At 59.1% G+C, this 26,320-nt stretch carries 22 protein-coding genes; 2 read left to right on the top strand and 20 right to left on the bottom strand.

Going from position 1 to position 26,320, the window contains the following annotated elements:
• Positions 1-130 precede the first annotated feature (130 nt).
• The 9 genes from ACYSMN_RS07705 to pckA form a co-directional block, all read right to left on the bottom strand.
• The gene (locus ACYSMN_RS07705) at positions 131-727 is read right to left on the bottom strand and encodes a chlorite dismutase family protein (RefSeq protein WP_488923279.1); all 597 of its coding nucleotides are present in this window, start codon (positions 725-727) and stop codon (positions 131-133) included.
• Between the two features lie 224 nt (positions 728-951).
• Positions 952-1,926 carry a phosphogluconate dehydrogenase (NAD(+)-dependent, decarboxylating) gene (gene gnd, locus ACYSMN_RS07700; RefSeq protein ID WP_488923278.1) on the bottom strand — a complete coding sequence of 325 codons (975 nt, stop codon included), beginning with the start codon at positions 1,924-1,926 and terminating at the stop codon, positions 952-954.
• Positions 1,927-1,979: 53 nt separating this feature from the next.
• Positions 1,980-2,630, bottom strand: coding sequence for a cyclase family protein (locus ACYSMN_RS07695; protein WP_488923277.1), 651 nt, complete (start codon positions 2,628-2,630; stop codon positions 1,980-1,982).
• A 47-nt stretch (positions 2,631-2,677) separates the two neighbouring features.
• Positions 2,678-3,484, bottom strand: a complete 807-nt coding sequence (locus tag ACYSMN_RS07690) for an aquaporin (protein WP_488923276.1) — start codon at positions 3,482-3,484, stop codon at positions 2,678-2,680.
• Positions 3,481-5,526 (bottom strand): amylo-alpha-1,6-glucosidase, encoded by a 2,046-nt coding sequence (locus ACYSMN_RS07685; RefSeq protein ID WP_488923275.1) that lies wholly within the window; start codon positions 5,524-5,526, stop codon positions 3,481-3,483. Before ACYSMN_RS07685 ends, ACYSMN_RS07690 begins: the two co-directional genes overlap by 4 nt.
• A complete protein-coding gene (locus ACYSMN_RS07680; RefSeq protein ID WP_488923274.1) occupies positions 5,523-8,156 on the bottom strand; it encodes an MGH1-like glycoside hydrolase domain-containing protein in 2,634 nt (877 codons plus the stop codon). The genes ACYSMN_RS07685 and ACYSMN_RS07680 overlap by 4 nt, the downstream gene beginning before the upstream one ends.
• A gap of 239 nt (positions 8,157-8,395) precedes the next feature.
• Positions 8,396-9,205 carry a glucose 1-dehydrogenase gene (locus tag ACYSMN_RS07675; RefSeq protein WP_488923273.1) on the bottom strand — a complete coding sequence of 270 codons (810 nt, stop codon included), beginning with the start codon at positions 9,203-9,205 and terminating at the stop codon, positions 8,396-8,398.
• Positions 9,206-9,721: 516 nt separating this feature from the next.
• Positions 9,722-10,477: a response regulator transcription factor gene (locus tag ACYSMN_RS07670; protein WP_488923272.1), complete on the bottom strand. Its 756-nt coding sequence runs from the start codon at positions 10,475-10,477 to the stop codon at positions 9,722-9,724.
• A 266-nt stretch (positions 10,478-10,743) separates the two neighbouring features.
• The gene (pckA, locus tag ACYSMN_RS07665; RefSeq protein WP_488923271.1) at positions 10,744-12,357 is read right to left on the bottom strand and encodes a phosphoenolpyruvate carboxykinase (ATP); all 1,614 of its coding nucleotides are present in this window, start codon (positions 12,355-12,357) and stop codon (positions 10,744-10,746) included.
• 258 nt (positions 12,358-12,615) lie between these two features.
• On the opposite strand from pckA, the gene ACYSMN_RS07660 reads away from it, so the two are divergent.
• Positions 12,616-14,157 carry a peptide MFS transporter gene (locus ACYSMN_RS07660; RefSeq protein ID WP_488923270.1) on the top strand — a complete coding sequence of 514 codons (1,542 nt, stop codon included), beginning with the start codon at positions 12,616-12,618 and terminating at the stop codon, positions 14,155-14,157.
• 297 nt (positions 14,158-14,454) lie between these two features.
• Here the strand turns inward: ACYSMN_RS07660 and groL are convergent, their stop codons facing one another.
• From groL to ACYSMN_RS07610, 10 genes are all read right to left on the bottom strand, one after another.
• Positions 14,455-16,095 (bottom strand): chaperonin GroEL, encoded by a 1,641-nt coding sequence (groL, locus tag ACYSMN_RS07655; RefSeq protein WP_488923269.1) that lies wholly within the window; start codon positions 16,093-16,095, stop codon positions 14,455-14,457.
• 46 nt (positions 16,096-16,141) lie between these two features.
• A complete protein-coding gene (groES, locus tag ACYSMN_RS07650) occupies positions 16,142-16,432 on the bottom strand; it encodes a co-chaperone GroES (RefSeq protein WP_488923268.1) in 291 nt (96 codons plus the stop codon).
• 350 nt (positions 16,433-16,782) lie between these two features.
• Positions 16,783-17,190: a preprotein translocase subunit SecG gene (gene secG / locus ACYSMN_RS07645; RefSeq protein ID WP_488923267.1), complete on the bottom strand. Its 408-nt coding sequence runs from the start codon at positions 17,188-17,190 to the stop codon at positions 16,783-16,785.
• A complete protein-coding gene (locus tag ACYSMN_RS07640; RefSeq protein ID WP_488923266.1) occupies positions 17,191-18,612 on the bottom strand; it encodes a DUF8458 domain-containing protein in 1,422 nt (473 codons plus the stop codon).
• 254 nt (positions 18,613-18,866) lie between these two features.
• A complete protein-coding gene (locus ACYSMN_RS07635; RefSeq protein WP_488923265.1) occupies positions 18,867-19,406 on the bottom strand; it encodes an LptE family protein in 540 nt (179 codons plus the stop codon).
• Positions 19,393-20,703 (bottom strand): sigma-54 interaction domain-containing protein, encoded by a 1,311-nt coding sequence (locus tag ACYSMN_RS07630; protein ID WP_488923264.1) that lies wholly within the window; start codon positions 20,701-20,703, stop codon positions 19,393-19,395. Before ACYSMN_RS07630 ends, ACYSMN_RS07635 begins: the two co-directional genes overlap by 14 nt.
• 59 nt (positions 20,704-20,762) lie before the next feature.
• Positions 20,763-20,981, bottom strand: coding sequence for a type II toxin-antitoxin system HicB family antitoxin (locus tag ACYSMN_RS07625; RefSeq protein WP_488923263.1), 219 nt, complete (start codon positions 20,979-20,981; stop codon positions 20,763-20,765).
• Between the two features lie 117 nt (positions 20,982-21,098).
• The gene (locus ACYSMN_RS07620) at positions 21,099-21,299 is read right to left on the bottom strand and encodes a hypothetical protein (RefSeq protein WP_488923262.1); all 201 of its coding nucleotides are present in this window, start codon (positions 21,297-21,299) and stop codon (positions 21,099-21,101) included.
• Positions 21,300-21,336: 37 nt separating this feature from the next.
• Positions 21,337-22,797 carry a tRNA (N6-isopentenyl adenosine(37)-C2)-methylthiotransferase MiaB gene (gene miaB / locus ACYSMN_RS07615; RefSeq protein ID WP_488923261.1) on the bottom strand — a complete coding sequence of 487 codons (1,461 nt, stop codon included), beginning with the start codon at positions 22,795-22,797 and terminating at the stop codon, positions 21,337-21,339.
• 429 nt (positions 22,798-23,226) lie between these two features.
• Positions 23,227-23,925 (bottom strand): HAD family hydrolase, encoded by a 699-nt coding sequence (locus tag ACYSMN_RS07610; protein WP_488923260.1) that lies wholly within the window; start codon positions 23,923-23,925, stop codon positions 23,227-23,229.
• Between the two features lie 64 nt (positions 23,926-23,989).
• On the opposite strand from ACYSMN_RS07610, the gene ACYSMN_RS07605 reads away from it, so the two are divergent.
• Positions 23,990-24,616: a CatA-like O-acetyltransferase gene (locus ACYSMN_RS07605; protein WP_488923259.1), complete on the top strand. Its 627-nt coding sequence runs from the start codon at positions 23,990-23,992 to the stop codon at positions 24,614-24,616.
• Positions 24,617-24,869: 253 nt separating this feature from the next.
• Here ACYSMN_RS07605 and ACYSMN_RS07600 read toward each other — a convergent pair whose 3' ends face one another.
• The gene (locus ACYSMN_RS07600) at positions 24,870-26,144 is read right to left on the bottom strand and encodes an anthranilate synthase component I family protein (protein WP_488923258.1); all 1,275 of its coding nucleotides are present in this window, start codon (positions 26,142-26,144) and stop codon (positions 24,870-24,872) included.
• Between the last annotated feature and the right edge of the window lie 176 nt (positions 26,145-26,320).

The raw sequence follows: 26,320 nt of genomic DNA, 5'->3' as shown, positions 1-26,320 counted from the left end.
GCTAAATGAGATACTGAATTCAGCCCGCCTCTTTGCCATGCCGATGCTGCACTGCTACCCTTTATTCTTGCGAATTAGTTTATAAAGTGCGGCCTGGTTGCTGGCGCGTTGTGTTCCGCTCCCATTTCTTTCACAGCTTCACCAGCCGAATGTCCATTTCCCGGCTGACGTATTTCCACTCCTCGGTCTGGCGCAACGCCGCTACCAACTCCTCGAACTTGGCCGCATCGGCAGGAGCGTACTCAAACCAAGTCAGAAAGTCGAACGGCTGGTCCAGGTCCCGGCTGTGGTAGAGCTTCCGCGCAATGGCGGGCAAGTACTGCAAACCGGTTTGCGTGTGGTGCGACTGATGCTCGAACAAAGCCCGGCGCTCATCCTGCGCCAAAGCCCACCACGCCTCCGCTTTGCGGATCGGAATAAGGGCGGCGCAGGTTGCCTCCGGCCGGCCAAGCGGCGCCTGAATGGCCGCTAAGGTTTCCAGTTCCCGTTTTTCCGCGTACCGAACGTTGCTCACGACTCCGCGCAACGCCCAGCTACCGGCGTCCGACGCCAAGGCTGGGACTGACCTGACCTGGACGTGCGAAACCGACTCCAGCGCGTCGCCGGTTACGGCCTGCATGCGCGTTACCTGCCACTGCCCGGTTTCGCCGCCGATGAATTGAATCGTAGTAACACTCATGTCAGGAGGAACGAAGGTGCTGACCACACGCCCGGCGCTGGTGCTCATAACTGAGTTGAAAAAATGGGGCTGACGCGAAGCAGAAAACGTTCCTGCCTCGCGTCAGCCATTTGAGTAGCTGGTCATAAGGAATAGATGGTGAGCAGGTAGCAATTATTTGAAAGTCAAATACTTGAATCTTGCTGCCAACTACTTGCTACTAACTGCCTACTCGAACGGCAACTATTGACGGGCTACTCCCGCCCCGGCTGCCACGCGGTCCGGCAGAGCGTTTAGACCTTGGTAACCGGCGTTGCGTCAGGCTGCGGGTATTCGCCTACGCGGCCGAATTGGCGTTCGTGCTGAATGCCCGCATCGGTGCCGAAGGGGTGGCCGCCGAAGCCGTGGCGCATCATGGCAATGGCCCGGGCCGAGGTGCGGGTTTCGTCGCGAGAGGTGAAAAGCTGCATTACGGCCTGCGTGATAACCGGAATTGGGACTTCCATGCGCAGGGAGTCGGCCACGAGCCAGTTCACTTCGCCGGTGTCTTCCACGTAGCTGGGCACGTCGAAGGTGGGGTGCTCGTCGAACTGCTTTTTCATGAGGTCGATGAGCCAGGAGCGGATAACCGAGCCGCGATTCCAGAGGCCGAGCACCTCGCTAATGGGCAGGGGCGCGCGGTATTTGGTGAGCAAATCCACACCTTCACCAATGGCTTGCAGCATGCCAAACTCAATGCCGTTGTGGACCAGCTTCACGTAGTGGCCCGAGCCGGCGGGGCCGGTGTGCAGGTAGCCTTCGGGCACAGCCGTGTCGATGAAAAACTGTTCGAGCTGCTGCACGGCTTCTTTTTCGCCGCCAACCATGTAGCAGGCGCCGTTGCGGGCCCCGGCTGGGCCGCCGCTCGTGCCGCAGTCGATGAAATGCAGGCCTTTTTCTTGGAGCCGTTCGGCCCGCCGGATACTATCACCCCAGTACGAGTTGCCGCCGTCCACGATGATGTCGCCGGCTTCGAGGTGGCCGCTTAGCTCGTCGATGATATGGTCGACGGCCGCGCCGGCCGGGATGTACACGAACACCTTGCGTGGGCGCGCCAACTGCTGCACCAGTTCCGCCTGGCTCGTCACGACGCGCAAGTTGGTGGTTTCCAGATCGGGCCGGGCCCGCAGGTCCAGACCCACGACGGGGTAGCCTTTTTCGGCGGCTTGCTGGGCCAGCGCCGCACCCATCTTACCGAGGCCGATGATGCCAATTTGGGTCTTTTCCATGATCATGCAGAAGCTAGAAGTGAGGTGTTGTGGATGAGGTGTGATGAGAAGATTTAGAGGGGCCGCAGCAGCACCCGCGCCGGAGCCCCGTCGCTGCCCACGATGGGCAGGGGCAGGCACAGCAGCTCGTAGCGGCCGGGCGTAACGTGCTGCAACGCCAAGCCTTCGATAACCGTAATGCCGGCCCCTAGCAGCACCAGGTGCGTATCGGCGGGCCCCACGGAAAGGTAGTCTACGCCCACGCACACCACGCCCTGGGCTTGCAGGTGGCGCGCCGCCTCCGCATCCAGCCGCACGAACTCGGCGTTAAAAAACTCGGTGCTCCAGTCGGAAGAGGAGTTGCGCGTTTTGAACAGCACCCGGTCGCCCGCCGTGAGCGGCAGGTCCTGGACTTCCCGGAGCGTAATGAATCGCGGGTCTTCGATGGCCACTACCAGGGCGGGGCCCATCACTGTGTTCAGATCGAGGGCCGTTACGTCGGCGCCATCGGCAAGAAAATGCAGTGGGGCGTCGACGTGGGTACCAGTGTGGGCGCTCAGGTGCAGCTCCGTTACGTTGGCGGCGGCCCCGGCCGCCATGCTCAGCGTGTGGCGCACACTCACGCCAAGGTTGTCGGGCCAGTGCACCATACCACTGCGGATGGGCATGGTCACGTCGATCCAGGCAGCAGGAGCCGGCGACGGAGTGTTGGTAGGAGAGGACATGAGGAAGATGGATTTAGCGTCGGAAGAAGGAAAAGATAGCTAAGCAGCTAGGGCAGCGCGCAGGGCATGGCCCGGCCCGGTTGAAGGCGGCTCGTTTCAGTTTCTGCCGCGCTGTTAAAGAGCCCCGGTTGCCGCTGGGCCCGCAAATACAACCCGGCTGCCAGCAGCATGCCCAGGGGCGGGGCCAGCAGGTAGACCCAAAGGGCCGTGAAGGAGTGGGCCAGCACGGCCGAGGCTAGGGAGCGGGCCGGATTCATACCGAAGCCCGACACAGGCACCGCCACCCACATATAGAATACTAGCAGCGCCGCTACCGGGCGGGCGCCCTGCCGGGTCAGCGCGGGCCAGCCGGCCCCAAACAGAGCCAGGAGCATCAGAAAGAAAGCCGTTCCCATCTCCATCATAAAGGCCCAGCCCACGCCCGCTACGCCGGGCAGCCGCGGCTGCGTAACGAGAAAATGAATGGGCGGCACCGCGAAATCCATCCGCAGCAGGCCGGCTACTACCGCCAGCCCGACCACCGCTCCCACGCATTGCGCCAGAGCGTACATTACGGCGTCGCGCCCTTCAATGCGGCGCAGAAAATAAAAGGTGAGCGTAACGGCCGGGTTGAAGTGCGCTCCCGAGCGGCGTCCCCAGCCTGACTCGGCCAGCAACAACGCGAAGATGCCTACTGCCAAACACAGCAGTGCGCGCCGCAAACTCGGAAATGGCAGCGCCTGGTGCAGCACGGAGCCAGGAGCTTCGAGCAACGTGGCGCACAGGCCCACACCCACCATAAAAAGGGCCAGCCCGGCGGCTTCAATGCCGTATTCTGGCCAGGAACGGGCCGGTGGTGCGGCGCGGGTTATCATAGCGTGGGGGCAAGTATGGTAGCCGCCGTGGCGCCCGTAGTATCAGTTGTTGCGGTGCTTTCGGTCGTTTCAGGGGCGGGATACTGGCACGCGACACGCAGCACTTCGGCCACGCCCCAAGCTTGGGCCATGCAGCCGCGGGGCTGGTGCGGGGCGTCGCCATCGAATATCTCGGACACGCTGCCAATACCCGCTTCGGTCAGGTGATAAGCGAAGGCGTTGAGCACGGTTCGAACTTTAGCCGGACCGGCTTCGGGGCCGTGCACGTGCATTAGCGCATCACAGTAAGGGCCTAGCCACCAGCTCCAGACCGTGCCCTGGTGGTAGGCGCCGTCGCGTTGGGTGGGGCCGCCGAGGTAGCGCGGGCAATAAGCAGGGTCGTCGGGGGCGAGGCTGCGCAAGCCAACGGGCGTGAGTAGACTGCGCTCCGCAGCGGCTAGTACCAGCGTCGCCCGCATGCCGTAGAGTAACGGAAAGGGCAGGCTCAGAGCGAGGAGCTGGTTGGGGCGCAGGCTGGCATCGGGCGGACCAATAGGCGGGAGGCAGTCGTAGAGGCAACTTTTGTCGTGGTTCCAGAAGTTCTCCTCGAAAGACGACAACACCTGGGCGGCCAAATCCTGTAACTCGTCCGCTTCGGCCTCGCGCGCCAGCCGGTCCAGCAAGCAAGCCGTGATGCACAAGGCGTTGTACCACAGCGCCTGCACTTCCACCGGCTGACCCTGGCGGGGCGTCACCACCCAGCCGTTTACTTTGGCATCCATCCAGGTGAGTTGCTCGCCCTCAGCGCCGGCCGAAAGCAAGCCATTCTCCGTTACGCGGATGCCGTAGCGGGTGCCGCGCCGGTGCCAAGCCAGGATGTCGGTCAGGACTGGCAGCAGGGTTTGGGTCACAAATTCCTCGTCGCCGGAATGCTGCTGGTATTGGTAGGCGGCCACGAAAAACCAGAGCGTGGCGTCCACGGTGTTGTATTCGGGAGCCGCGCCGGAATCGGGGAAACGGTTGGGCAGCATGCCCTGGCTCACGGTATCGGCGAAGGCCTGCAAAATGCGCCGGGCCTCGGCGAAGCGTCCGGTTACGAGGCAGAGACCAGGCAGGGAAATCATGGTGTCGCGGCCCCAGTCAGTGAACCAGTGATAGCCAGCAATAATGGTATTGAGGTCGGCGGCCCGGCGCACGATGAACTGGTCGGCGGCCAGCGTGAGGGTGCGGCGCAACGGGTTGGCCGCGGGCACGGTCGTGAGCAGAGCCTCGCGGCGGCGGCGTTCCCGCGCCAGCAAGGTTTCTGCGCCCACCGAACCAGCGGCCTCGGTGGAAAAAACCAGGCCGAAGGTGTCGCCCGCTTGCAAGTGGCGCCGAAACACGCCGGGGCTGAACAAGTCTTCCCGGAAATCCTGGCCGCGCTCCTGTTCTATGGCATATTCGAGCTGATAGTACCAAGCGGGCCGGGCTTCGTACTCCGCTCCCGGCAGCGTCAGAAACAGCTCCACCGACTCGGGCCGGGGCCGCGTCAGGAAGGTGTCAGTATCGTTCAGGCGTTGGAAGACTGGTTCGGCGGTCGGATTGTGGTGGCCGAGGCTGTGGTAGTCGCGCCCGGCCAGCAGCGGCAGCAGCTCCAGCGTGAAAGGTGCGGGCGCGGCCAGTACCTCGTACACCACCAGCGTGGTGTTGTGGCCGTGCAGCGCCGCCACCGTTTTGCGCAGCTTCACCTCACCCGCCTCGTACTTGAATTGCGGAAACAGGTCCCGCGAAAACGCGCTCAAGTAGCGGTAGCCCTGCGGATGCACGGCGCCGGGATACTGGTTGCACCCCAGCTCGAAGGTTTGCCCATCGGCCAGCACCAGCGTTTCGTCGAGCTTGGCTAGCAGCACTTGCCGGCCCACGGGCGGGTCGGTGGCGGCTACCAGCAGGCCGTGGTAGCGGCGCGAAGAAGCTCCGCTGAGCGTGGCGCTGGCCCAGCCGCCGAGGCCGTTGGTTTCGAGCCACTCCCGGCTATGGGCCCAAGCAAAGTTGTTGAGTTGCGAACGGTCGGAATGGAAGCTCATGCGCGGGGCTGTAAAAGTTTGGCAATGAGGCCGGTCCAGCCGGTTTGGTGACTGGCTCCCAGGCCGCGGCCATTGTCGCCGTGGAAGTACTCGTGGAAGAGTAGGTAGTCTTTGAAATGCGGGTCCTGTTGCAACCGTTTATCGGGGCCGAGGGCCGGACGGATGCCCTCCTCGTTGCGCAGAAACAGCTTGGTAAGCCGAACGCTGAGTGCGTCAGCAATTTCAAGCAGCGTGCTGTACTGGCCCGAGCGGGTCGGGTATTCCACCTTGAAATCGTCGCCGTAGTAATGATGAAAGCGTTGCAGCGACTCAATCAGCAGGAAATTGGTGGGGAACCAGATGGGGCCGCGCCAATTGGAATTACCCCCAAAGATGTCCGTTTCGGACTCGCCGGGCTCGTACTGCACTTTCAGGTCCATGCCGGCGAAGTGCAGCTGGCAGGGGTGGTCTTTGTGGTAGCGCGACAAGGCCCGCACGCCGTATTCCGACAAAAACTCGGCTTCGTCCAGGGCCCTAGCCAGCAACCGTTTCACGCGGTGGCCGCGCAGCAGCGAGAGCAGGTGGGTGGCGCCCATGCCTGGTTCTTGCCACCGGCTCACGAGGCTAGCCAGGTGTGGCCTATTTTCCAAAAACCAATTGAGCCGGGCCACGAATTTGGGCACCGTACTCAGCACCTCATCATCGAGCACCTCCACGGCAAAGAGCGGAATCAATCCAACCAGGGAGCGGGTTTTGAGGAACTGCCGGCCGTGCTGCGGGGTGTGGAGTACGTCGTAATAAAACTCATCCTCTTCGTCCCAGAGGTCTTTTTCGGCGGCTCCCATGTTGGTCATGGCGTCGGCGATGTAGAGGAAATGCTCGAAAAACTTGCTGGCCAGGTCCTGGTAAATGGGGTTGGTGCGCGACAGTTCCAGGGCCATGCGCATCATGTTGAGCGCGTACATCGCCACCCAGGCCGTGCCGTCGGCCTGCTCAATATAGGCCCCGCCCGGTAGCGGCGAAGAGCGGTCGAACAAGCCAATGTTGTCCAGGCCCAGGAAACCGCCCTCAAAAATGTTGCGGCCGTCGCGGTCCTTGCGGTTCACCCACCACGTGAAATTGAGTAGTAGGCGATGGAAAACGGTGCCCAGGAAATCGGTGTCGCCCACGCCGTTGTTGTGCTTCTGGCACATTTTGTACACGCGCCAGGTGGCCCAGGCGTGCACCGGCGGGTTCACGTCGCCGAACTGCCATTCGTAGGCCGGTAGCTGGCCGTTGGGATGCATGTACCAGTCCTGGCAGAGCAGCCGCAGCTGGTTTTTGGCAAACCAGGCGTCTAGTTGGGCCAGCGGCAGGCAGTGGAAAGCAAGGTCCCAGGCTGCGTACCAGGGATATTCCCACTTGTCGGGCATCGAGATGATGTCGGCATTGTTGAGGTGTTTCCAGGCGGTGTTGCGGCCGTGTCGGCGCGGCGCGGGCGGCCGCGGCGCGGCTGGGTCACCATCAAGCCACTGTTGCACATCGTAGTAGTAGAACTGCTTGCTCCACAACATGCCCGCAAACGCTTGGCGCTGCACCCGGCGCGCATCTTCGTTGGTCAGACTGGCCTGCACGGCGTCGTAGTACTGGTCGGTTTCTTGCCGCCGCAGTTGCAGAATCTGGTCGAAATCAGCAAACGGCTTGGCGAGGCTGGCTGGCCCCATCCGCACCCGCACTTTCTGGCAGGCCCCCGCCGCAATCGTAAGCGTGTAATGCGCCGCCGCTTTAGTGCCCGTCTGGGCTGGGTTAACAGCTTGTTGGTTGCCTTGTACCAGGTAGTCGTTGATGCCGTCTTTGCAATACGGTGTCGGCGTGGTGGGCGGGGTTGCGTGCAGCCGCTGAGTGTTGGTTTCGTTTTCGCAGAAAAGCAAAGCCGGCGCCTGGTCGCAGTAGAGGCTGAGGTCGTCTAGGTCTTTATGCTGCACCGTAATTGTACTGCCGTCGGGCGTGGCTGCCAACACGGGGCGGTAGTCGTCGTAGCCCCAGGCCCAGGTGTTGCGAAACCAGAACTGCGGCAGCACGTGCACCGTGGCGGTTTCTGGGCCACGGTTATAGATGGTGAGCTGCATGAGCAGGTCCTCCGGGCCGGCTTTGGCGTACTCGATGCACACATCGAAGTAACGGTTGCCGTGGAAGATAGCCGTGTCGAGCAGCTCAAATTCGGGCTGGTCGCGGCCCCGGTGGGCGTTTTCTTCCACCAGCCAGTTGTAGGGGAAAGCGTGCTGCGGATACTTGTAGAGCATCTGCATGTAAGCGTGCGTGGGGGTGTTATCGAGGTAGTAATACACCTCTTTCACGTCTTCCCCGTGGTTGCCTTCCGGGCCGCTGAGCCCGAACAGCCGCTCTTTCAGGATGGGGTCCTGCCCGTTCCAGAGCCCCACGCCCAAACACAACAGCTGCTGATCGTCCGACACGCCACCTATACCTTCCTCGCCCCAGCGGTAGGCGTAGGAGCGGGCCATGTCGTGGGTGCAATAGCCCCAGGCGCTGCCGTCGGCCGAGTAGTCTTCGCGCACCGTGCCCCACTGTCGTTCCGAGAGGTAGGGTCCCCATTTGCGCCAGGGGGCGCGGCGGGCATTGGCATCAGCCAGACGGTCGTGTTCGGCAGTCATACTTTTTCAATGAAAAGAGGAGAATGAGAAAGTAAGAATGAGCAAATAGGTATGAAGAATTGGTTAGGGCGTATGCGTTTGTAGAATTCATTATTGATGATAAAGTTGCCGTTGAGTAGGGTTGTCTTTGCTCGTGAGTGGGGTACCTAACAGAATGATAACATAGAACCCACTCAGGGTAAGCTTAGCAGACACGTTCAGCCTCCGGTAAACAGATCAATAAATGGCGCCCAGCCTGCTCAGCCATTATCGGCGAAACCGGGGTAGAGCGTCATACCACCATCGGCGAAGAGCGTGATGCCCGTCACGTAGTCGGACTCATCCGAAGCCAGCCAGACGGCCACTTGGCCAATGTCGGCGGGCTCACCGATGCGGCCATAGGGAATGAGCGTAAGCAAGCTTTTCTCTTCTTCGGGCGTGTCGCGGGCTTCCAGGTTGATGGGCGTGGCAATGGCGCCGGGCCCGATGCTATTGACTCGAATCTTGTGCGGGGCCAGCTCCTGGGCCATGCTTTTCATGAGCTGCATGATGCCGCCCTTGCTGCTGGCATAGTTGACGTGGCCGGCCCAGGGAATGACTTCGTGCACCGAACTCATGCAGATAATCTTGCCCGTGGCCTTCGAGATTTCCGGCTGCGGGCCGCGGCGCACAAACTCGCGGGCGGCTTCGCGGGCGCACAGAAACTGCCCCGTCAGGTTGATGCCGATGACGTGCTGCCACTGGTCGAGCGTCATGTCCAGAAACGGCGCGTCGTCCTGAATACCGGAATTATTAACCAGAATGTGCAGCGTGCCAAACTGCTCTATCACTGCTTCAAACATGGCCTGTACTTCAGCCTCCTGGCTCACATCGGCACGTACGCTCATGGCGTGCCCGCCCGCATCCGTAATAGACTTCACCACGGCTTCTGCCCCGGCCGCATTGCCCGCATAACTAACCGCCACGGCGGCTCCGGCGGCAGCCAGGGCCTTAGCTACTCCTGCCCCAATGCCGGAGCTACCGCCCGTTACGAGGGCCACTTGGTTGCGTAATCGTTGGTTTTCAGTCATTGAGAAGAAGGAAGAGAAAGAGGTAAGCAAACGACTCGCATTAGAGACGTACTCTTCGAAAGAATACTTAACCTTTAGCCTTTTTGGCCTAAGCAAAGCTCACCAGCCGCGTCGCATCGGCCGGCGCTGGCAGGGCCGGCAACTGGTTACGCTGGCTGCATATTATTCACGTGACGAAGCTGAGGCGTTGGTAGTCACACGCCAGCATTGTACACCGTACCATTGCGTGAACACCAGTGCCCGCATGGGGCAGCGGTATTTGCTCAAGCTGAATTCCAATTTCGGAAGCTCAAAGCTGTATAGCGCAAGGAAAAAGAGCCACCGGGCCCGACCTAAAGGCCAAGCGAATTGTAGTACTTCTGTGGCAGGAGCTTAGACTTTCTCTCTAGTCGACAAATCATGACTGACTGTCGGCTCGCGGCAAAACCCTAAGTAAAAGCTTATAAAGAAGGAAAAAGCGACAACAGCGGGAGTAGTTGTCGGGGGCGCCGTGGTAGTAAAGGAAGGCGGCAGATATCACAAACTATTCACAGTCAGTTTTTTTTGACTTGACGGTTGCAACAGCAGGTCGGGCCGTAGTTCATCGGCAAACTGATACCCCCGACCCCACACAGTCAGGATGTACGTGGGCTGCGCGGCATCGGGCTCAATCTTGAGGCGCAGGCGGTTGATATGGGAGCTGATGGTATGCTCGTAGCCTTCGTAGGAAAGGCCCCATAACTGGTCGAGCAACTGTACGCGGCTGTATACCCGCCCCGGATGGCTCATAAATAAGGCCAACAAGTCGAATTCCTTGGGCGTGAGCGGCACTGGCTGGCCCCGCAGCAGCACCCGGTGGGTGGTTAGGTCGAGGGTTAGCTCGCCCTGGGCGTAGTACGTAACTGGGCCAAGCCTTAATTGATGCCGTGGCTCCGTCCTGCCGCGGAGCTGAGCCTGCGCGCGGGCTCGAAGCTCTTGTAAGTTGAAAGGCTTGGCCACGCAATCGTCGACTCCCAGATCTAGGGCCTGGGCGGTTTCGTGGGCTTGGCTGGTGAGAGCCAAAACGGGAATGGGGACCTGCTGAGCCCGCAGGTGCTGATAGACTTCCAGCCCCGCCCGATTGGGTAGCTCCCAATTGAGCACCAGCAGATCGTAGCAGCCAGTAGTCGCTTCCTGGAGCCCTGTTTGGCTGTCGTACACAATCTTGGCGCGGCAGTTAATGGCGCTTAGCACTTCCTGGACCTGGAAAGCTAAGCGAAGGTCATTGTCTAAGATGAGAGCGGTGGTGGCCATAAGGGCGTGTGGTTGGAAGCAACAGAACAGAGAAAACGTACGCGCGCCTGCCGGTAGACGCACCATCGGCTAAGTCCTTACACTTGCGTTTCAAAAAGAAACAGCGTGTAGAAAACGATGCTTCTACAACAGCTTTCCGTGGTGCATTCCAACGCACAAAACCACCAAAGCAGCAGGGTTTATAAACGGGTTTACCCCAACCATCCGGCACAAAAAAAAGGCCCCGCCAGCATTTGCTGGCGGGGCCTTTTTACGGTTTAGACAATCTATACGCTGGCTTCAACGGCTGCTTTTGGCGCACCGGCCAGGATTTCTTCATTGGCGAAATCGGCGTACTTCTGGAAGTTGCTCACGAATTTCTGGGCCAGATCGGCGGCCGTTTTGTCGTAAGCTTCTTTGTTGGCCCAGGTGTCGCGCGGGTCGAGGATTTCGGTGGGCACGCCGGGCACGCTCACGGGCACTTCCACCCCGAAGATGGGGTGCTTGCGGAATTCCACGTCGTTCAGCTCACCGTTTAGCGCGGCCGTAATCATGGCGCGGGTGTAGGACAGTTTCATGCGCGAGCCTACACCGTAGGAGCCGCCCGTCCAACCGGTGTTGACGAGCCACACGTTCACGTCGTTTTCGTCCATCTTCTTGCCCAGCATTTCGGCGTATTTCGTGGGGTGCAAGGGCAGGAATACCGCGCCAAAGCAGGCCGAGAAAGTCGTTTGCGGCTCGGTAATGCCCATTTCGGTACCCGCTACCTTCGCCGTGTAACCAGACATGAAGTGGTACATGGCGTGGCTCTTGTCGAGCTTGCTGATGGGAGGCAGCACGCCAAAGGCGTCGGCCGTCAGGAAGAAGATATTCTTCGGCGCCTCAGCCACCGAAGGCTCAATGGCGTTGGGAATGAAATTGATAGGGTAGGCCGTGCGCGTGTTTTCCGTCACCGACTTGTTGGCGTAGTCCACCGTGTTGGTGCCCGGGATAAAGCGCGTATTCTCCACGATGGCGCCGGTTTTGATGGCGTTCCAAATTTCGGGCTCCTTCTCGGCCGAGAGGTCAATCACCTTGGCGTAGCAGCCGCCCTCAAAGTTGAAAATGCCCGCGTCGGGCGTCCAGCCGTGCTCGTCGTCGCCGATGAGGCCACGGTTGGGGTCGGCGGAAAGGGTGGTTTTGCCGGTGCCCGAGAGACCGAAGAAGATGGCCGTATCACCGTCTTTGCCTACGTTGGCCGAGCAGTGCATGGGCAGCGTGTTTTGCTCGTGCGGCAGCAGGTAGTTCAGCACTCCGAAGATGCCTTTCTTCATCTCCCCCGCGTAGCCCGTGCCGCCAATGAGGATCATCTTCTTCGAGAAATTCAGGATGGCGAAGTTCTTCTGGCGCGTGCCGTCAACTGCTGGGTCGGCCTCGAAACCAGGGGCGCAGATGATACTAAAGTCGGGCGTCCAGCTGGTGTCGGCGCCTTGGGCGGGGCGCAGGAACATGTTGTAGCAGAACAGGTTGTGCCAAGCCAGCTCGTTCACTACGCGCAGCTTCAACTGGTAGTCGGGGTTAGCGCCAGCGTAAGCATCGCGCACGAAAATTTCCTTGTCGGCCAAGTACTGCACCATCTTCTCGTGCAGCTGGTCGAACTTGTCGGCGTCGAACGGAATGTTGATGTCGCCCCACCACACGCTTTCAGCGGTGCCGGAGTCGCGCACCACGAAACGATCTTTGGGCGAGCGGCCCGTGAAGGTGCCGGTGTCCGCCATGAGCGCGCCGGTGTCGGTCAGGACGCCTTCCTGGCGGCGCAACGCCTCCTGGGTGAGCTGTTCGGGCGAGAGGTTGAGGTGTACCTGGGCGGCGCGGGAGATACCTAGGGGCGCGAGGCGAGCGTTGGCGGCGGAGTCCATCATACTAAAGGGCCGAAAACGGATTGGGGTTGGGTGGGAAGAATGGGGAATTGTGGGGCAAAAATAGGGAAAACGCCGGGTTGGTAATGTTCCCTACTAAAATTCGCGAAAATTCGCTAGTGGATTCTGAGCAGCTTGGTAAGGATGTTGCGACAAACGTAGACCCCTGCGTAGGGGTTGGGAATCTTTTGTAGCTTTACCAACCCACCTTGCGGTTGCAGCCGCTGGCTTCTGTTCATTCTTTCCTCTCAATTTCCCTGCATGCAAACCAACTCTGCTGTGCGTGAGCAACCTGCTCAAACGGCACAGACCAGCCACCCGAAGGGCCTGTACCTTCTCTTCGCCACTGAAATGTGGGAGCGGTTTAGCTACTACGGCATGCGTGCCGTGCTGGTGCTATTCCTGACGAAGGCCATGATGATGGACAAATCTTTTGCGTCCAAATTCTATGGTGGCTACACCAGCTTAGTGTACTTAACGCCGCTTATTGGCGGCTATATTTCCGACCGTTACTGGGGCAACCGTCGCTCTATTCTCACCGGCGGCTTGCTGATGGCACTAGGGCAGTTTACGCTCTTTATTTCCGCCTCTTTCTACGGGCCCGAAGAAAGCCACGCCCTCAGCCACCAGCTACTGTATCTGGGCCTGGGCACCATGATTATCGGCAACGGTTTCTTCAAGCCCAATATTTCGTCGATGGTAGGCTCGCTCTACTCCACCGGCGACTCACGTAAGGATGCTGCCTACACCATCTTCTACATGGGCATCAACCTGGGCTCCTTTATCGGCAACACCATCACCAGCCTCATCGGCGACACCGGCCATCCTGGCGACTTCCGGTGGGCTTTCCTGGCCTGTGGTATTGCCATGGTTCTAGGAACAGTAATTTTTCAGTGGGGCAAGACCAAATACTTGCACACTCCCGAAGGAGAGCAGGTAGGCGAGACGCCGTCCACATCTACTACCGTGAAGGGGATTTTTGCGCTGCTGCCCGTGCTGTTGGTGGTGGTGCTAGGCTTCCTGTGGGTCGATTCTACGAAGTTTCCCACCATTATGCCGCTGCTGGTAGTAGCCGCGTTGGGCATCGCCACGCTCATTCTGTCGGATAAGTCGCTTACCAGCGGCGACCGGCAGCGGGTATGGGTGATTTTCGCGGTGTCGTTTTTCGTGGTGTTTTTCTGGGCCGCTTTCGAGCAGGCTCCTGCTTCGCTCACGTTCTTCGCCGACGAACAGATGGACCGCACGCTCTTCGGCCGAGAATTGCCGGCCAGTATTTTTCAGAACCTGAACGCCATTTTCGTAGTGGTGGGCGCTCCGCTGGTTGCCATGCTCTGGACGGCGCTGGGCCAACGCAATGCCGAGCCACCATCCCCGTACAAAATGGCCATTGGTCTGGCCCTGTTGGCGCTGGGCTACCTGGTAATGTGCTTTGGGGTACGCACAATAGTGCCCGGCGTGAAAGTGAGCATGTTCTTTCTTGTAGCGCTCTATTTCCTGCACTCCATGGGCGAGCTATGTTTGTCGCCCATCGGCCTGTCGTTGGTAAATAAGCTGGCCCCCATCAAGTTTGGGTCGCTGCTGATGGCGGTGTGGTTCCTGGCCAACGCCACGGCCAACTACCTGGCGGGCTTTATGAGCAGCCTTTACCCCGAAGCCGGCAAGCCAAACCCGCAGTTGGTAGGCTTTGAAATCACTAGCCTCTACGACTTCTTCATGGTCTTCGTCGTGTCGGCGGCGGTAGCTGCGCTGCTGTTGTTCCTGCTCAGCGGGCGCTTAGTGCGCGTGATGAACAACAAGGACTAGTTTCCAGCTTACAGCAGCAAAAAAGCCCCGTCGGAATTCCGTTGGGGCTTTTTTGCTGCTGTTTGATTTGACAGCCAAACGGCTTCAAGCCACTTGGCCGTGAAAACTGTAGCGCGAAGCTCCGGCTTCGCGCATCGTTGAACGACTGGAACCGCGCCATAACAACGATTGTCGTTCAACCTCAGCAACGATGCGCGAAGCCAGAGCTTCGCGCTACAATCTTCAGACACAAAAAAGCCCCACTGGCAAACGCCAGCGGGGCTTTTAGGTTGGTCAGCGGAGCTGGCCGGGGACAGATTACATCATGCCGCCCATGCCACCCATGCCGGGGGCACCGCCGCCGTGGCTGTGCTCTTTCTCAGCTTCAGGCTCGTCCGAAATCACGCACTCAGTGGTCAGGAGCAGGCCAGCAATCGAAGCGGCGTTTTCCAGGGCCAGGCGCGTTACCTTGGTGGGGTCGAGGATACCGGCCGCCATCAGGTTTTCGTACTTGTCTTCGCGGGCGTTGTAGCCGTAGTCGCCTTTGCCTTCGCGCACTTTCTGCACTACTACCGAGCCTTCGCCACCGGCGTTGGCTACGATGGTACGCAACGGCGACTCAATAGCGGTGCGGATGATGTTCACGCCGGTGCGCTCGTCACCGTTGAGCGTGTCCACAGCCTCCAGCGAGTCGAGGGCGCGTACCAGGGCCACGCCACCACCGGGTACCACACCTTCCTCAACGGCGGCGCGGGTGGCGTGCAGGGCATCGTCAACGCGGTCTTTCTTCTCTTTCATCTCTACCTCCGTGGAAGCACCGATGTAAAGGATGGCCACGCCGCCCGACAACTTGGCGAGGCGCTCTTGCAGCTTCTCCTTGTCGTAGTCGGAAGTGGTAGTGCCGATCTGGGCTTTGATTTCGTTTACGCGGGCCGTGATGGTGTCTTTCTCACCCTTGCCGTTCACGATGGTGGTGTTATCCTTGTCGATAATCACCTTCTCCGCCTGGCCGAGGTATTCCAGCGTAGCGCTGTCGAGCTTGTAGCCGCGCTCTTCCGAAATAACGGTACCACCGGTCAGCACAGCAATATCTTCCAGCATCGCCTTCCGACGGTCGCCGAAACCGGGAGCTTTCACGGCCGCAATTTTCAGCGAGCCGCGCAGCTTGTTTACCACAAGCGTAGCCAGAGCTTCGCCGTCTACGTCTTCGGAGATGATAACTAGGGGCTTGCCGGTTTGCAGTACTTGCTCCAACACGGGCAACAGCTCCTTCATCGTGCTCACCTTCTTGTCGTAGATGAGGATGTAAGGGTTATCGAACTCGGCCTCCATCTTCTCCGGGTTGGTCACGAAGTAAGGGGAGAGGTAGCCGCGGTCGAACTGCATGCCTTCCACCGTTTTCACTTCGGTTTCGGTGCCGCGCGCTTCTTCCACCGTGATAACGCCTTCCTTGCCCACTTTGTCCATGGCGTCGGCAATCATCTGGCCGATTTCCATGTCGTTGTTGGCCGAAATAGCGCCTACTTGGGCAATTTCCGACGAGTTCTCAATCTTCTTGGACTGGGCTTTCAGGTTGGCAACCACGGCGTGTACTGCCTTATCGATGCCGCGCTTCAGGTCCATGGGGTTGGCACCGGCGGCCACGTTCTTGGAACCAGCGGCGTAGATAGCCTGGGCCAATACGGTCGCGGTGGTGGTGCCGTCGCCGGCTTGGTCAGCGGTTTTAGAAGCCACTTCTTTCACTAGCTGGGCGCCCATGTTCTCGATTGGGTCGCTCAGTTCAATCTCTTTGGCCACCGTTACACCGTCTTTGGTGATGGTGGGGGCGCCGAATTTCTTGTCGATAACCACGTTGCGGCCTTTGGGGCCGAGGGTTACTTTCACGGCATTCGCCAGTTTGTCTACGCCACGTTTCAGCTTGTCGCGGCCGTCGGTATCGAATTGGATGTTCTTAGCCATCAGTTATTCGGGTGTTTGAAATTCAGATCAGAGAAAAGAAAGAAGCTTACAGTACGGCGAAAATGTCCGACTCCTTCATAATGAGGTAGTCTTGGCCATCGACCGTGATTTCGGTGCCGGCGAACTTGCCGTAGAGCACCTGGTCACCCGCTTTCACCTGGGGCTTGATGGGGTTGCCGCTGTCCGACACTTTGCCTTCGCCCACGGCTACTACTTCACCGCGCTGGGGTTTTTCCTTGGCCGTGTCGGGGATTATGATGCCCGATTTGGTTTTTTCCTCGGCAGCGGCCGGCGCGACAATCACGCGGTCAGCCAGCGGTTTGATGCTAAGCGACATATTGTACGTTTTGGTTGAAAGGTTTACTTGAAACTAGGTGGTGCCGGCCGTTCCGCACTTCCCGTGCCAGCCCGCTAAACCTGACAGAATGAACGCCCCAAAGGCCCTACATCCGTCAGCTTGCTAGGCTGGACTGCCAAACGTGACACACGAAAGTGACAGAGAAGCCAGACAATCCGGCTTTCGGCGGGGCGAAGGTAACAGAATAGCTGACCTAAGAACGTGCATTATTACGGGCGGCTGGCTATAGCCTTAATGCAAGTCTGCTCATCGCCTTCGAACAAGACACAAGAAAAACGGCGGCTCCCCGTGAGAGGAAGCCGCCGTTGAAAATCGGGAAACCGAAGAGACTATTTGCTCGGTGCCGGAGTCTGGGCAGGAGCTTGCGCGGGCTGCTGAGCGGGGGCCGTTGCGCCACCAGGAGCGGCGGGAGTAGCACCGGGAGGTACCGCGCCGGGAGCCGGGGTGGAGGGCAGGCGGGTTTCCAAGGCTTTCTGCTGGTTTACGCTACGGGCAGGGCCCCCATTCGTAGTGCTACGCAGAACGTGCGTGCCCAGCGTAAGTACCATCAGGCCGATGGCGAAACCCCAGGTCAGGCGCTCCAGCAAGTCGCCGGTGCGCTTTACGCCCATTAGGTTGGCCGCGCCGCCCGCACCGAACTGGCTCGACAGCCCGCCACCTTTGGGGTTTTGCGCCAGCACCACGAGGGCCAGCAACAAACACACAAAAAGAATTACAATAATGAGCGCAAGGTACATCTACTCCGGGTTTTGCAGTTGTTGAATTTGATCGGCAAAGTACGCGCTTTTTTCCGGCTGGCGCACCATAAGCCGCTCATATATTTCGATGGCCTTGTCCACTTTGCCCTGCCGAATCATGATTTTGGCTAGGCTTTCGGAGGCTAGATCGGGCTTTACGCTCGTGCTGCGCACCGATAAATCGGTTTGCTCCTCGGCCAGCGAAAGCCGCACGGCCGGCGACTTGAGCCGCGGCTGGTTTTTGAGGAAACGATTAATCAGGTCGAGTGAAGAAGGAGCTGGAACCGCGACGGGCCGGTGTTCGGCCGCGTAGGCTTGCAGCAACGCATCGGGCGGGAAAAACTCATCCACGGGCAGTGCCGAGGTTAGTTCACCATCCTGCATCTGCAACGCATACCCTAGCCGGCTGCCACCGCCAAGCAGCGCGTACGCCAACTCAGCATCGCCGCGGAAGGGCGGCATAGTGTCCGGCGCAACTGTTGCCACGTCGTCTAGGTCGTCTTCTACACCAGGCAACTGGTAGAGAGACGTCAGCCGCGGGGTTGCTGGCGTGCCCAACCCAAACTCGAAGCGGGAAATTCCGGCTTCGGCAGGCGGCCGAATAGGCGGAGCCACCGCCGGCAGCTGCTCATCAGGTTCAGTGGTATCGAAATCAATGTCTGCCAGCGCTACTACTGGTCCGGCTGTCGCAACGGATTCTTCTTCCTCTGACGGCTCTGGCAGGCTCGTATCCGCATCTGCTGCGGAATTCGAAGGTGTTTCGGCGGCGCTTTCAGTTACTTCAATGTCCGTAGGAGCAACTGCCACCGCTTCTTCATCCTCCATTACGGCCACAACAGGTTCCGTATGGCTGGCAACTTCCGGCTCCACGGTGAAAGCGCTAGGTAGTGCTTCCTCGGGCGAAAACGTTGCTGGTGCCTCCGCCGTGGCATCTGGTTTTGCAGGCTCCAAGTCCGTTTCGGCAGCAACTTCAGTATGCACTGCTACTTCTGGCGTGGGCTCTGCCTCTACTTGTTCCGTGAAGGCTGGTTCTGGAGTGCTGGTTTCCAGCGGCTGCACATCTTCCGTACCAAATGTTTGGTAAAAAGCGGCCGTGCCGGCCCGACCAAGCACCACTACCTCCGGCTCTTTAGCGGTTGAATCAAGCAGTTGCTGGGGAGTGGGCGCCGAAAGTAGCGCGTGTTCCTGGGCCGGCTGCTCCAGCAACTGGCGCAGCAATTGGCGGTCGGCGGCATAAGTGGCCGCCCGGCGCAGGCGTTGGCTGGCGAGCATGCTGCTCCGGTCGTGGGCGGCTTTGGCCAGCAGGATATGGGCCGTCTGGCAGTAAGGAAAGGCCGTCGCCAACTGTTCCAGCTCCCGAATTTCGGCTTCCGAAATTCCGCTCACGTGGTCCAGGATATATAATAGCGACGCGCGAGTCATGAGGGGTGTGCTGGTTAGGTGAGGTGCTGGTTTGCTGATGAACTGTTGCCAGGTGCCAGTAGCTTTTGTAGAAGCAAAGCATCAAGCAAAAAGCCCGGGTTGCAAAAACGCGGACGGCAAAGGTGCACCAATTTAACCAGGAAACCCATTCCATTGCCCAGCTCGCCCAGAAAATGAGGCAAAATCAATACTGCGCCGACACAGGTCCGCGAGTCAGTAGTCCGCACCTAGCATCCCAACGGTTCAGCCTCTGCTCACCAGTTCGCCACCGACTTATTAAACACGTCGGTAATAATTTTCTGCGTGGTGTTGCGGACGGCCGTGGGGTCGTTGTTGATGGTGTTGATATCGACGTTAGCCGGGAAGTCTTCGGGCTGCTGGAAAGTCTGCTCGAAGTCCTGCTTGGGGTCTTTGGTGTTCGTGTATTTCACGCGCACTTGCACGGTAAGGCGGTTTACACCAGCCTGATCTATGCCATTCTGGTTCTGAATAGCCGCCGGAGCGTAGTCGAAAGCCGTAATGGCGCCTTCAAACTGTAAGTCGCCATCGCGGGGCACGAGCCGAAGCTGCGTGTTGCGCTGAAAATAGTCCTTAATATCCTCTGTAAAGCGTTGCGCCAGCGAGGCGGGGCCGTTGCTGGCTGTATTCTGGAAGTTGGCGATGGAAAAGGTTTTGACTTCTGGGTCGATGTTGGTGCCGGTGAAAGAGTACACCTTGCAGCCGTGCAGTCCAAACAGCAACAGCAAGGCAACCACCCAATAGCCGACCCTATTATTTTCCTTATGCTTGTTCAAGATCATACTGCTTTAGTTTGCGGTAGAGCGTGCGCTCGGAAATGCCGAGGTCGTGGGCCGCGTATTTGCGTTTGTTGTGGTGCTTTTTCAGCGCCTTCAGAATCATCTCTTTCTCTTTGGCTTCCAGGGAGAGGGTTTCTTCCTCAGTCTCGTGCGGAATGTCTTCCACGCGCTGAACGTCCTCTTCGTAGTCGGCAGTATCTTCGAGGGGCGCGGGGTTGAGAATATATTCCGCCGAACCACCATCGGGCGCGGCTGGGCGCAGGGGGCGGTTGGCGTCGTAGGAAGCGGGGGCGAGGTTGTTGAAGAGGTGGCTGTTCTGGCGCAGCAACTCCTGGGTTTCCTGCGGGCGCTGGCCGGCGGCCATTTCTAGCACCAGCTTCTTGAGGTCGGTCATGTCGCGGCGCATGTCAAAAAGCACCTTGTAGAGCAGGTCGCGCTCCGAGTACCCGTTGCCAGCTGCGTCGGGGCCGGCGGCGTTCAGTAGCATGGGCAGCTGGCTGGCTTGCTCCACCGGCAGGTACTGGCGCAGCCGCCGAATATCCACCTCGCGTTCCGTCTCCAGCACCGACATTTGCTCGGCCACATTCTTGAGTTGGCGGATGTTGCCGGGGAAGCGGAACCGCTGCAACTCCTGCACCGCGTCGGGCGTCAGCACGATGGGTTTCACCCGGTAACGGTCAGCGAAATCGGTGGTAAACTTTCTGAACAGAAGATAGATATCATCGCCCCGCTCACGCAATGGTGGAACCGTAATAGGCACCGTGTTGAGGCGGTAATACAGATCTTCGCGGAAGCGACCTTCGCGCACGGCGTCCAGCAGATTCACGTTGGTAGCCGCTACCACCCGCACGTCGGTCTTCTGCACCTTAGAAGAACCCACCCGAATAAATTCGCCGTTTTCCAGCACGCGCAGCAGACGCGCCTGCGTGCCGAGCGGCATTTCCCCAATTTCGTCGAGGAAGATAGTACCGCCACTGGTGACTTCGAAGTAACCCTTGCGCGCTTCCTGCGCCCCCGTAAACGAGCCTTTCTCGTGCCCGAACAGTTCCGAGTCGATAGTGCCCTCTGGGATGGCGCCGCAGTTGATGGCAATAAACTGCCCGTGTTTGCGCGGCGACAGGGCGTGAATAATTTTGGAAAACGACTCCTTACCGGAGCCGCTCTCGCCCGTTATCAGCACCGTCATGTCCGTCGGGGCCACCTGCGCCGCCACCTGAATGGCATAGTTCAGCGAAGGTGCGTTGCCGATGATGCCGAAGCGCTGCTTGATACTTTGAATCTCTGATGGTGTCAAGTCTGGTTTTTGGTTTTTGGTTTTCGTTGTTCGATAGACGGTAGGAGATAAGGGATATTTTATGCGTAGCGCAAGCGCGGCCGCGGTGCAGGGATGGGACGGTTTAACTCACGGGCGGTTTCTAGCCATTCTTCTATAATGACGGCCGCATTGGCTAAAGCCTCTGCCTGCGTCGGTCCATCGGCAATGCAGCCGGGCAGGTCAGGCACCTCGGCTAAAAAAGCTTGGTCATCTTCGCTCCAGGAGATGACAACGGCGTAGTGCTGAGCGGCATCCATGTTATTTCTTGCGTTTAAAAGGAATGATAGTAGTGGGTAGTGTCTGAGTGATGACGCGCAGGCTCGGCGCTGGAACTAGAGTGAATTCATATTTCTGCAACAACTCCCGTACCTGCTTCACCTGATAGGGCTTCGCTGTGCCTCCAGCAGCAGGTTGATAATCTCTTCAACTCCTTTCTTGGCAAAAATGTGGTAACTGCCCTTAATCCGTTGAGAAAATCCTAGCTTCAAAAGCAGTCCGCACAAAGCAGTAAAATCGAGCGTTTTATCACTCTGGCCACTTAACAGGCTCGCAACGAATTTTTCCAGTTTGCTCATGCACCCTGTCGTGATAAGGTAGAAACCTGCTGCAACCCTACACTGCTTCCCCCAGCAGCGTGTTCGTTGTCGATTCGTGGACTAGTACGTTTACGTAGTCGCCTTTTTGGTAGTGCTTTTTGGGGAAGATGACGACCTGGTTTTGGCTGTTGCGGCCGCTGAGGTGCTCCTGGCTGCGCTTGGAGAAGTTCTCTACCAGCACCTTATGCACTTTGCCCACGCCGCGCAGGTTGCGTTGTCGGCTGTGGTGCTGTTGCAGGGCAATGACTTCGGCTAGGCGGCGCTTTTTCACTTCCAGCGGCACGTCGTCTGCCAGCTTGCGGGCGGCCAGCGTGCCAGGGCGCTCCGAGTAGAAGAACATGTAGGCCATGTCGTACTGCACTAGCTCCATGAGGCTCAGCGTGTCCTGGTGCTCTTCTTCGGTTTCCGAGCAGAAGCCAGAAATCATGTCGGTGCTGATGGCGCAGTCGTCGCCGAGGATGCGGCGGACGGCTTGGATACGCTCCTCGTACCAGGGCCGGTCGTAGGTGCGGTTCATAAGCTTGAGAATGCGCGAATTACCGCTCTGGGCCGGCAAGTGAATGTACTTGCAGATGTTCTCGTACCGGGCCATCGTGTGCAGCACCTCGTCGGTGATGTCCTTGGGGTGGGAGGTAGAGAAACGCACGCGCAGCTCGGGACTGATGAGGGCTACGCGCTCTAGCAGCTGCGCGAAGTTGACCTGCTCGGCGCTGTCTTCGCTGGCCCATTTGTAGGAGTCCACGTTCTGGCCGAGCAGCGTCACTTCCTTGTAGCCTTGCGCCACCAAGTCTTTGGCTTCCTGTACGATGCTATGCGCATCTCGGCTCCGCTCCCGGCCGCGGGTGAAGGGCACCACGCAGAAGGAGCACATATTGTCGCAGCCGCGCATGATGCTGATAAAGGCCGACACGCCGTTGGAATTCAGGCGTACCGGCGTGATATCGGCGTAGGTTTCTTCGCGGCTCAGCAGGACGTTCACGGCCTTCTGGCCGCCATCGACTTGCTGAATGAGCTGGGGCAAGTCGCGGTAAGCATCGGGGCCTACCACGAGGTCCACGAGCTTTTCTTCCTCTAGGAACTTGCTTTTCAGGCGCTCGGCCATGCAGCCTAGCACGCCCACCAGCAGGCCGGGGTTGCGCTTTTTGTGGCCGTTGATCTGCTTGAGACGCATCCGCACGGTTTGCTCGGCCTTCTCCCGAATGGAGCAGGTATTGAGCAGCACCAGGTCGGCGCCATCTAGTTGGTCCGTCGAATCAAAACCCTGCTCAAACAGGATGCTGGACACGATTTCGGAGTCGGAGAAATTCATCTGGCAGCCGTAGCTCTCGATGTAGAGCTTGCGCGTGCGGCCCGTGCGCGTGGCTGCGCTGACGCGCACTTGGCCAGATGGCTCATGCTCGTGCGTGGTGGCATCCACGGCGGGCGTGGGCAGGGTCGGGTTATCGAGAAAATCTAGCGTAATCAGCGGTTGGGACATGGGAAAAGCCTGCGGCAGGCATCAGCTTCACGTTTCAGAGAGCGGCAAAGGTAGGATTTTCAGCCCGAAAATGACAGAATGGCAGAGCTGCAAAATCTTAGAAAACTAGCAGCTAGTTCCCCTCCTTATTTTAAGGAGGGGCTAGGGGTGGTTGATAATCGTAGAACAGTTTTTAGTGTTACATCTATAGCAGTTCCCAGGTTGGTGTATTAGGTGTAGCGCGAAGCTCCCGCTTCGCGCATCGTTGAACGACAAGCGTTGTTACGGCGCGGTTCCGGTCGTTCAATGTCAGCAACGATGCGCGAAGCGGGAGCTTCGCGCTACACCCCGTACCGCCACCCAAAACTCGCGCTAATAACCGTTCAACGCCGGTCAACCACCCCTGGCCCCTCCTTAAAAAAGGAGGGGAATTAGTTCTAGACTTAGCTCCTAAGCCAAATAGTCCAGGACTTCACGCACAGAGCCGACTTGGTGAAACTCGAGGCCCGCCAACTCCTCAGCGGCTATCTGCTCGTGTATCCAATTTGCATGATAGGGCACGTGCACGGCCCGAAAGCCCAGCCGCGCCACCGGCAGAATATCCGACTTGAGCGAGTTGCCAATCATGACGAACGTCTCGGCAGATGCGCTGTAGCGGGCCAGCAGGCGGCGGTAAGTAGCCTCGTCCTTCTCACTGACAATTTCGACGTGGTCGAAGAAATCGCCTAGGCCGGAGCGGGCCAGCTTGCTTTCCTGGTCGAATAAGTCGCCTTTGGTGAGCACCATGAGGCGGTGGCCGCGCTGCTTCAGCTCCGTAAGTACGTCTACCACGCCGGGCAGCGGCTCAATGGGAAAGCGCAGCAGCTCCTTGCCCATGTCGAGGATCTGCTGAATTTCATGGCCGGTTACGGCGCCGTTGGTGAGCTGAATGGCCGTTTCTATCATGGAGAGCATAAACGACTTGGCGCCGTAGCCGAACAGTTTCATGTTGCGGCGCTGCACGTCGTAGAGTTCCTTGCCAATGTGCGTCGGGTCGCCGCAACGGGCCAGAATGGTGAAGAGGCGGGCTTCTACTTCATCGAAATGGGGCTGGTTGGGCCACAGCGTGTCGTCGGCGTCGAAGGCGATAAGCGCGGGAGAAGAAGACATAAAATGAGGCGAAAAAAGGTGGCTGAAGCGGCGAGAGCCGGCGAAGTTATCGAACTTGCCGACCATGAAACAGCTTATCGACCTCGCCAGCTGGAACCGCCGCGAGCATTTCACCTTCTTCTCAGCCTTTGATGAGCCTTTCTTTGGGCTGGTAGCCACCGTAGACTGCACGCGGGCCCAGGCCGAAGCGAAGCGACTCGGCGTCTCCTTTTTCCTCTACTATCTCTACCATTCGTTGCAGGCCGCGCACGAGGTGCTGGAGTTTCGCTACCGCATCGAAGACGGCCAGGTGTACTGCTACGACCGTATCCACGCCTCGGCCACCATCGGCCGCGACGACCGCACCTTCGGTTTCTCCTTCATCGAGCAGCAGGATGAGCTAGCCGACTTCGTGCGGGCTGCCTTAGTTGAAGTCGAGGCCGTGCGCAACAGTTCGGGTTTGCGCCTGAGCGAAACCACCGCCCGCCCCGACGTGATTCACTACTCGGCCATTCCGTGGGTGCGTTTCACTGGCCTCACGCACGCGCGCAGCTTTCAACACCCCGACAGCTCGCCCAAGATTTCCTTCGGCCAAACCTACCAGGAAGGCACTGATACGCTGATGTCGGTGGCCGTGAACGTGCACCACGGGCTAGCCGATGGCTACCACGTGGGCCAGTTCCTAAAGGCGTTTCAGGAGCGGCTTGGGTAGTAATGAAAGAAGGGAGAAGAGTAGGTTGACTTGCTCTGTCATCCTGACGAAGGAAGGACCTTATTACATCTGTGCAGTGGGCAAATAGAGCAGGTTCTCCATAACCGTTTGGGAAACCAAAATCCGCGAAACAGCTACTATTTCTATAACCAGAGCCGATTGATATACTTCTGTACAGCCTTGTGTTAGCGACGTGGCACAAGGCCCTTTGCTGCGCTCAGGATGACAGTTGGACCACTCACTAGCCTGGCTTTCACAGGCTCGTCACGCCCAGCACTTCCAGTAGCGCCTTGGCTTTGAGCAAGCACTCCTCATACTCGCGCTCCGGCACGGAATCGTAGGTGATGGCGGAGCCGACCTGGAAGCTGAGGTAGCCGGTATCGGTGCGGTATTGCAGGCTGCGAATCACGACGTTGAAATCGAACTCGCCAGTGGGCCACACATAGCCGATGCTGCCGCTATAGAGGCCGCGGCGGCTTTGCTCGTAGTGTTCGATGAGCTGCATGGCCCGGATTTTAGGCGCGCCGGTCATGGAGCCCATCGGGAAGGTAGCGCGCAGGGCATCTACCAAGTCCACCCCAGCGCGCGGCGCGGCCACCACGGTGGAAATCATCTGCCAGACGTGGCGGAATGAATACAGCCCGAATAACTCGGGCACGCGTACGGTGCCGGTTTCAGCCACGCGGGCGAGGTCGTTGCGCACCAGATCCACTATCATCAGATTCTCGGCCCGCTCTTTTTCGTCGTGGAGTAGGGTGAGGCGCTGCTGCTCGTCTTCGGTGGGCGTGGCGCCACGCCGGATGGTGCCTTTGATGGGCTGGGAAAGCAGGAGTGGGCCACTGCGGGCCAGAAACCGTTCCGGCGAGGCGCAGAGCAGGTAGTGGTGCTCATGGCGAAAGAAGCCGGCAAACGGTGCCGGGGAGGCCGCGTTCAGGCGTAGAAATACGTCCACCGGGTCGAGCTGCACGTCTTGGGCGTAGAATTCCTGGCAGAGATTGAGCTCGTACACTTCGCCGTTGAGAATGTCTTCCCGAATGGCATCCACGGCTTGCAGGTAGTCGGTTTTGGGCATGCGGGGGCGCAGCACTGGCACGGTTGGCGGGGGCAGTTGCGGCACCGGCGTAGCCAGAATGGCGCTTAGCACGCCGTCGGTGTGGCCGTGAATCTCCACCACGTTGCTGCGCCAGTACAGCCAGGTTTGCGGGCAGAAGAAGTGCAGCCGGGGCCACTCCAGCCCCGAAAAGTTGGCGCTCTGCAACTGCTCTATTTCATCCTTGATCTCATAAGTCAGAAAGCCCAACCGAGGCATGGAGCCCAACGACTGCCGCAGCCAAGCGCGTAGCTCCGCCAGGGTGCGCGGCGCATCTGGCGCGGTTGGCGCGACGCCCAGCATCCGGTCGAACGGGCCCTGGGGATAAGTCAGCAGGTCATTATGTTCGAAGTAGGCACAGTGCGCGAACTGCGCGGCCCACCGCAGGGCGCGGGCCGGAAAGTCGGCGGGAAGGTCAGCAAGGGGAGCAGTAAGCACGAAACGAAGATAAGGAGGGTGGAGGCAGCCGGCAGTTGCCTGGTTGTTGGGCCTTGTCCCGGAATGTCAGTATAGGAACTGATTCGGTTGGCTGACCTAGGGTCTTGCCGCTGAGCGGCTCAAACCGTGGCCAGAGCTTAGCAAACCAAAGCCCACGACTTAACCAAGCCCCGGAG

It is taken from the genome of Hymenobacter sp. M1-2 (assembly GCF_057808495.1).
This window is presented reverse-complemented; position numbering and strand designations above follow the sequence as displayed.

Bases quoted from the DNA above. Each gene is read 5' to 3' on its own strand.
- ACYSMN_RS07705 (WP_488923279.1), bottom strand. From the start codon at position 727: ATGAGCACCAGCGCCGGGCGTGTGGTCAGCACCTTCGTTCCTCCTGAC.
- gnd (WP_488923278.1), bottom strand. From the start codon at position 1,926: ATGGAAAAGACCCAAATTGGCATCATCGGCCTCGGTAAGATGGGTGCG.
- ACYSMN_RS07695 (WP_488923277.1), bottom strand. From the start codon at position 2,630: ATGTCCTCTCCTACCAACACTCCGTCGCCGGCTCCTGCTGCCTGGATC.
- ACYSMN_RS07690 (WP_488923276.1), bottom strand. From the start codon at position 3,484: ATGATAACCCGCGCCGCACCACCGGCCCGTTCCTGGCCAGAATACGGC.
- ACYSMN_RS07685 (WP_488923275.1), bottom strand. From the start codon at position 5,526: ATGAGCTTCCATTCCGACCGTTCGCAACTCAACAACTTTGCTTGGGCC.
- ACYSMN_RS07680 (WP_488923274.1), bottom strand. From the start codon at position 8,156: ATGACTGCCGAACACGACCGTCTGGCTGATGCCAATGCCCGCCGCGCC.
- ACYSMN_RS07675 (WP_488923273.1), bottom strand. From the start codon at position 9,205: ATGACTGAAAACCAACGATTACGCAACCAAGTGGCCCTCGTAACGGGC.
- ACYSMN_RS07670 (WP_488923272.1), bottom strand. From the start codon at position 10,477: ATGGCCACCACCGCTCTCATCTTAGACAATGACCTTCGCTTAGCTTTC.
- pckA (WP_488923271.1), bottom strand. From the start codon at position 12,357: ATGATGGACTCCGCCGCCAACGCTCGCCTCGCGCCCCTAGGTATCTCC.
- ACYSMN_RS07660 (WP_488923270.1), top strand. From the start codon at position 12,616: ATGCAAACCAACTCTGCTGTGCGTGAGCAACCTGCTCAAACGGCACAG.
- groL (WP_488923269.1), bottom strand. From the start codon at position 16,095: ATGGCTAAGAACATCCAATTCGATACCGACGGCCGCGACAAGCTGAAA.
- groES (WP_488923268.1), bottom strand. From the start codon at position 16,432: ATGTCGCTTAGCATCAAACCGCTGGCTGACCGCGTGATTGTCGCGCCG.
- secG (WP_488923267.1), bottom strand. From the start codon at position 17,190: ATGTACCTTGCGCTCATTATTGTAATTCTTTTTGTGTGTTTGTTGCTG.
- ACYSMN_RS07640 (WP_488923266.1), bottom strand. From the start codon at position 18,612: ATGACTCGCGCGTCGCTATTATATATCCTGGACCACGTGAGCGGAATT.
- ACYSMN_RS07625 (WP_488923263.1), bottom strand. From the start codon at position 20,981: ATGGATGCCGCTCAGCACTACGCCGTTGTCATCTCCTGGAGCGAAGAT.
- ACYSMN_RS07620 (WP_488923262.1), bottom strand. From the start codon at position 21,299: ATGAGCAAACTGGAAAAATTCGTTGCGAGCCTGTTAAGTGGCCAGAGT.
- miaB (WP_488923261.1), bottom strand. From the start codon at position 22,797: ATGTCCCAACCGCTGATTACGCTAGATTTTCTCGATAACCCGACCCTG.
- ACYSMN_RS07610 (WP_488923260.1), bottom strand. From the start codon at position 23,925: ATGTCTTCTTCTCCCGCGCTTATCGCCTTCGACGCCGACGACACGCTG.
- ACYSMN_RS07605 (WP_488923259.1), top strand. From the start codon at position 23,990: ATGAAACAGCTTATCGACCTCGCCAGCTGGAACCGCCGCGAGCATTTC.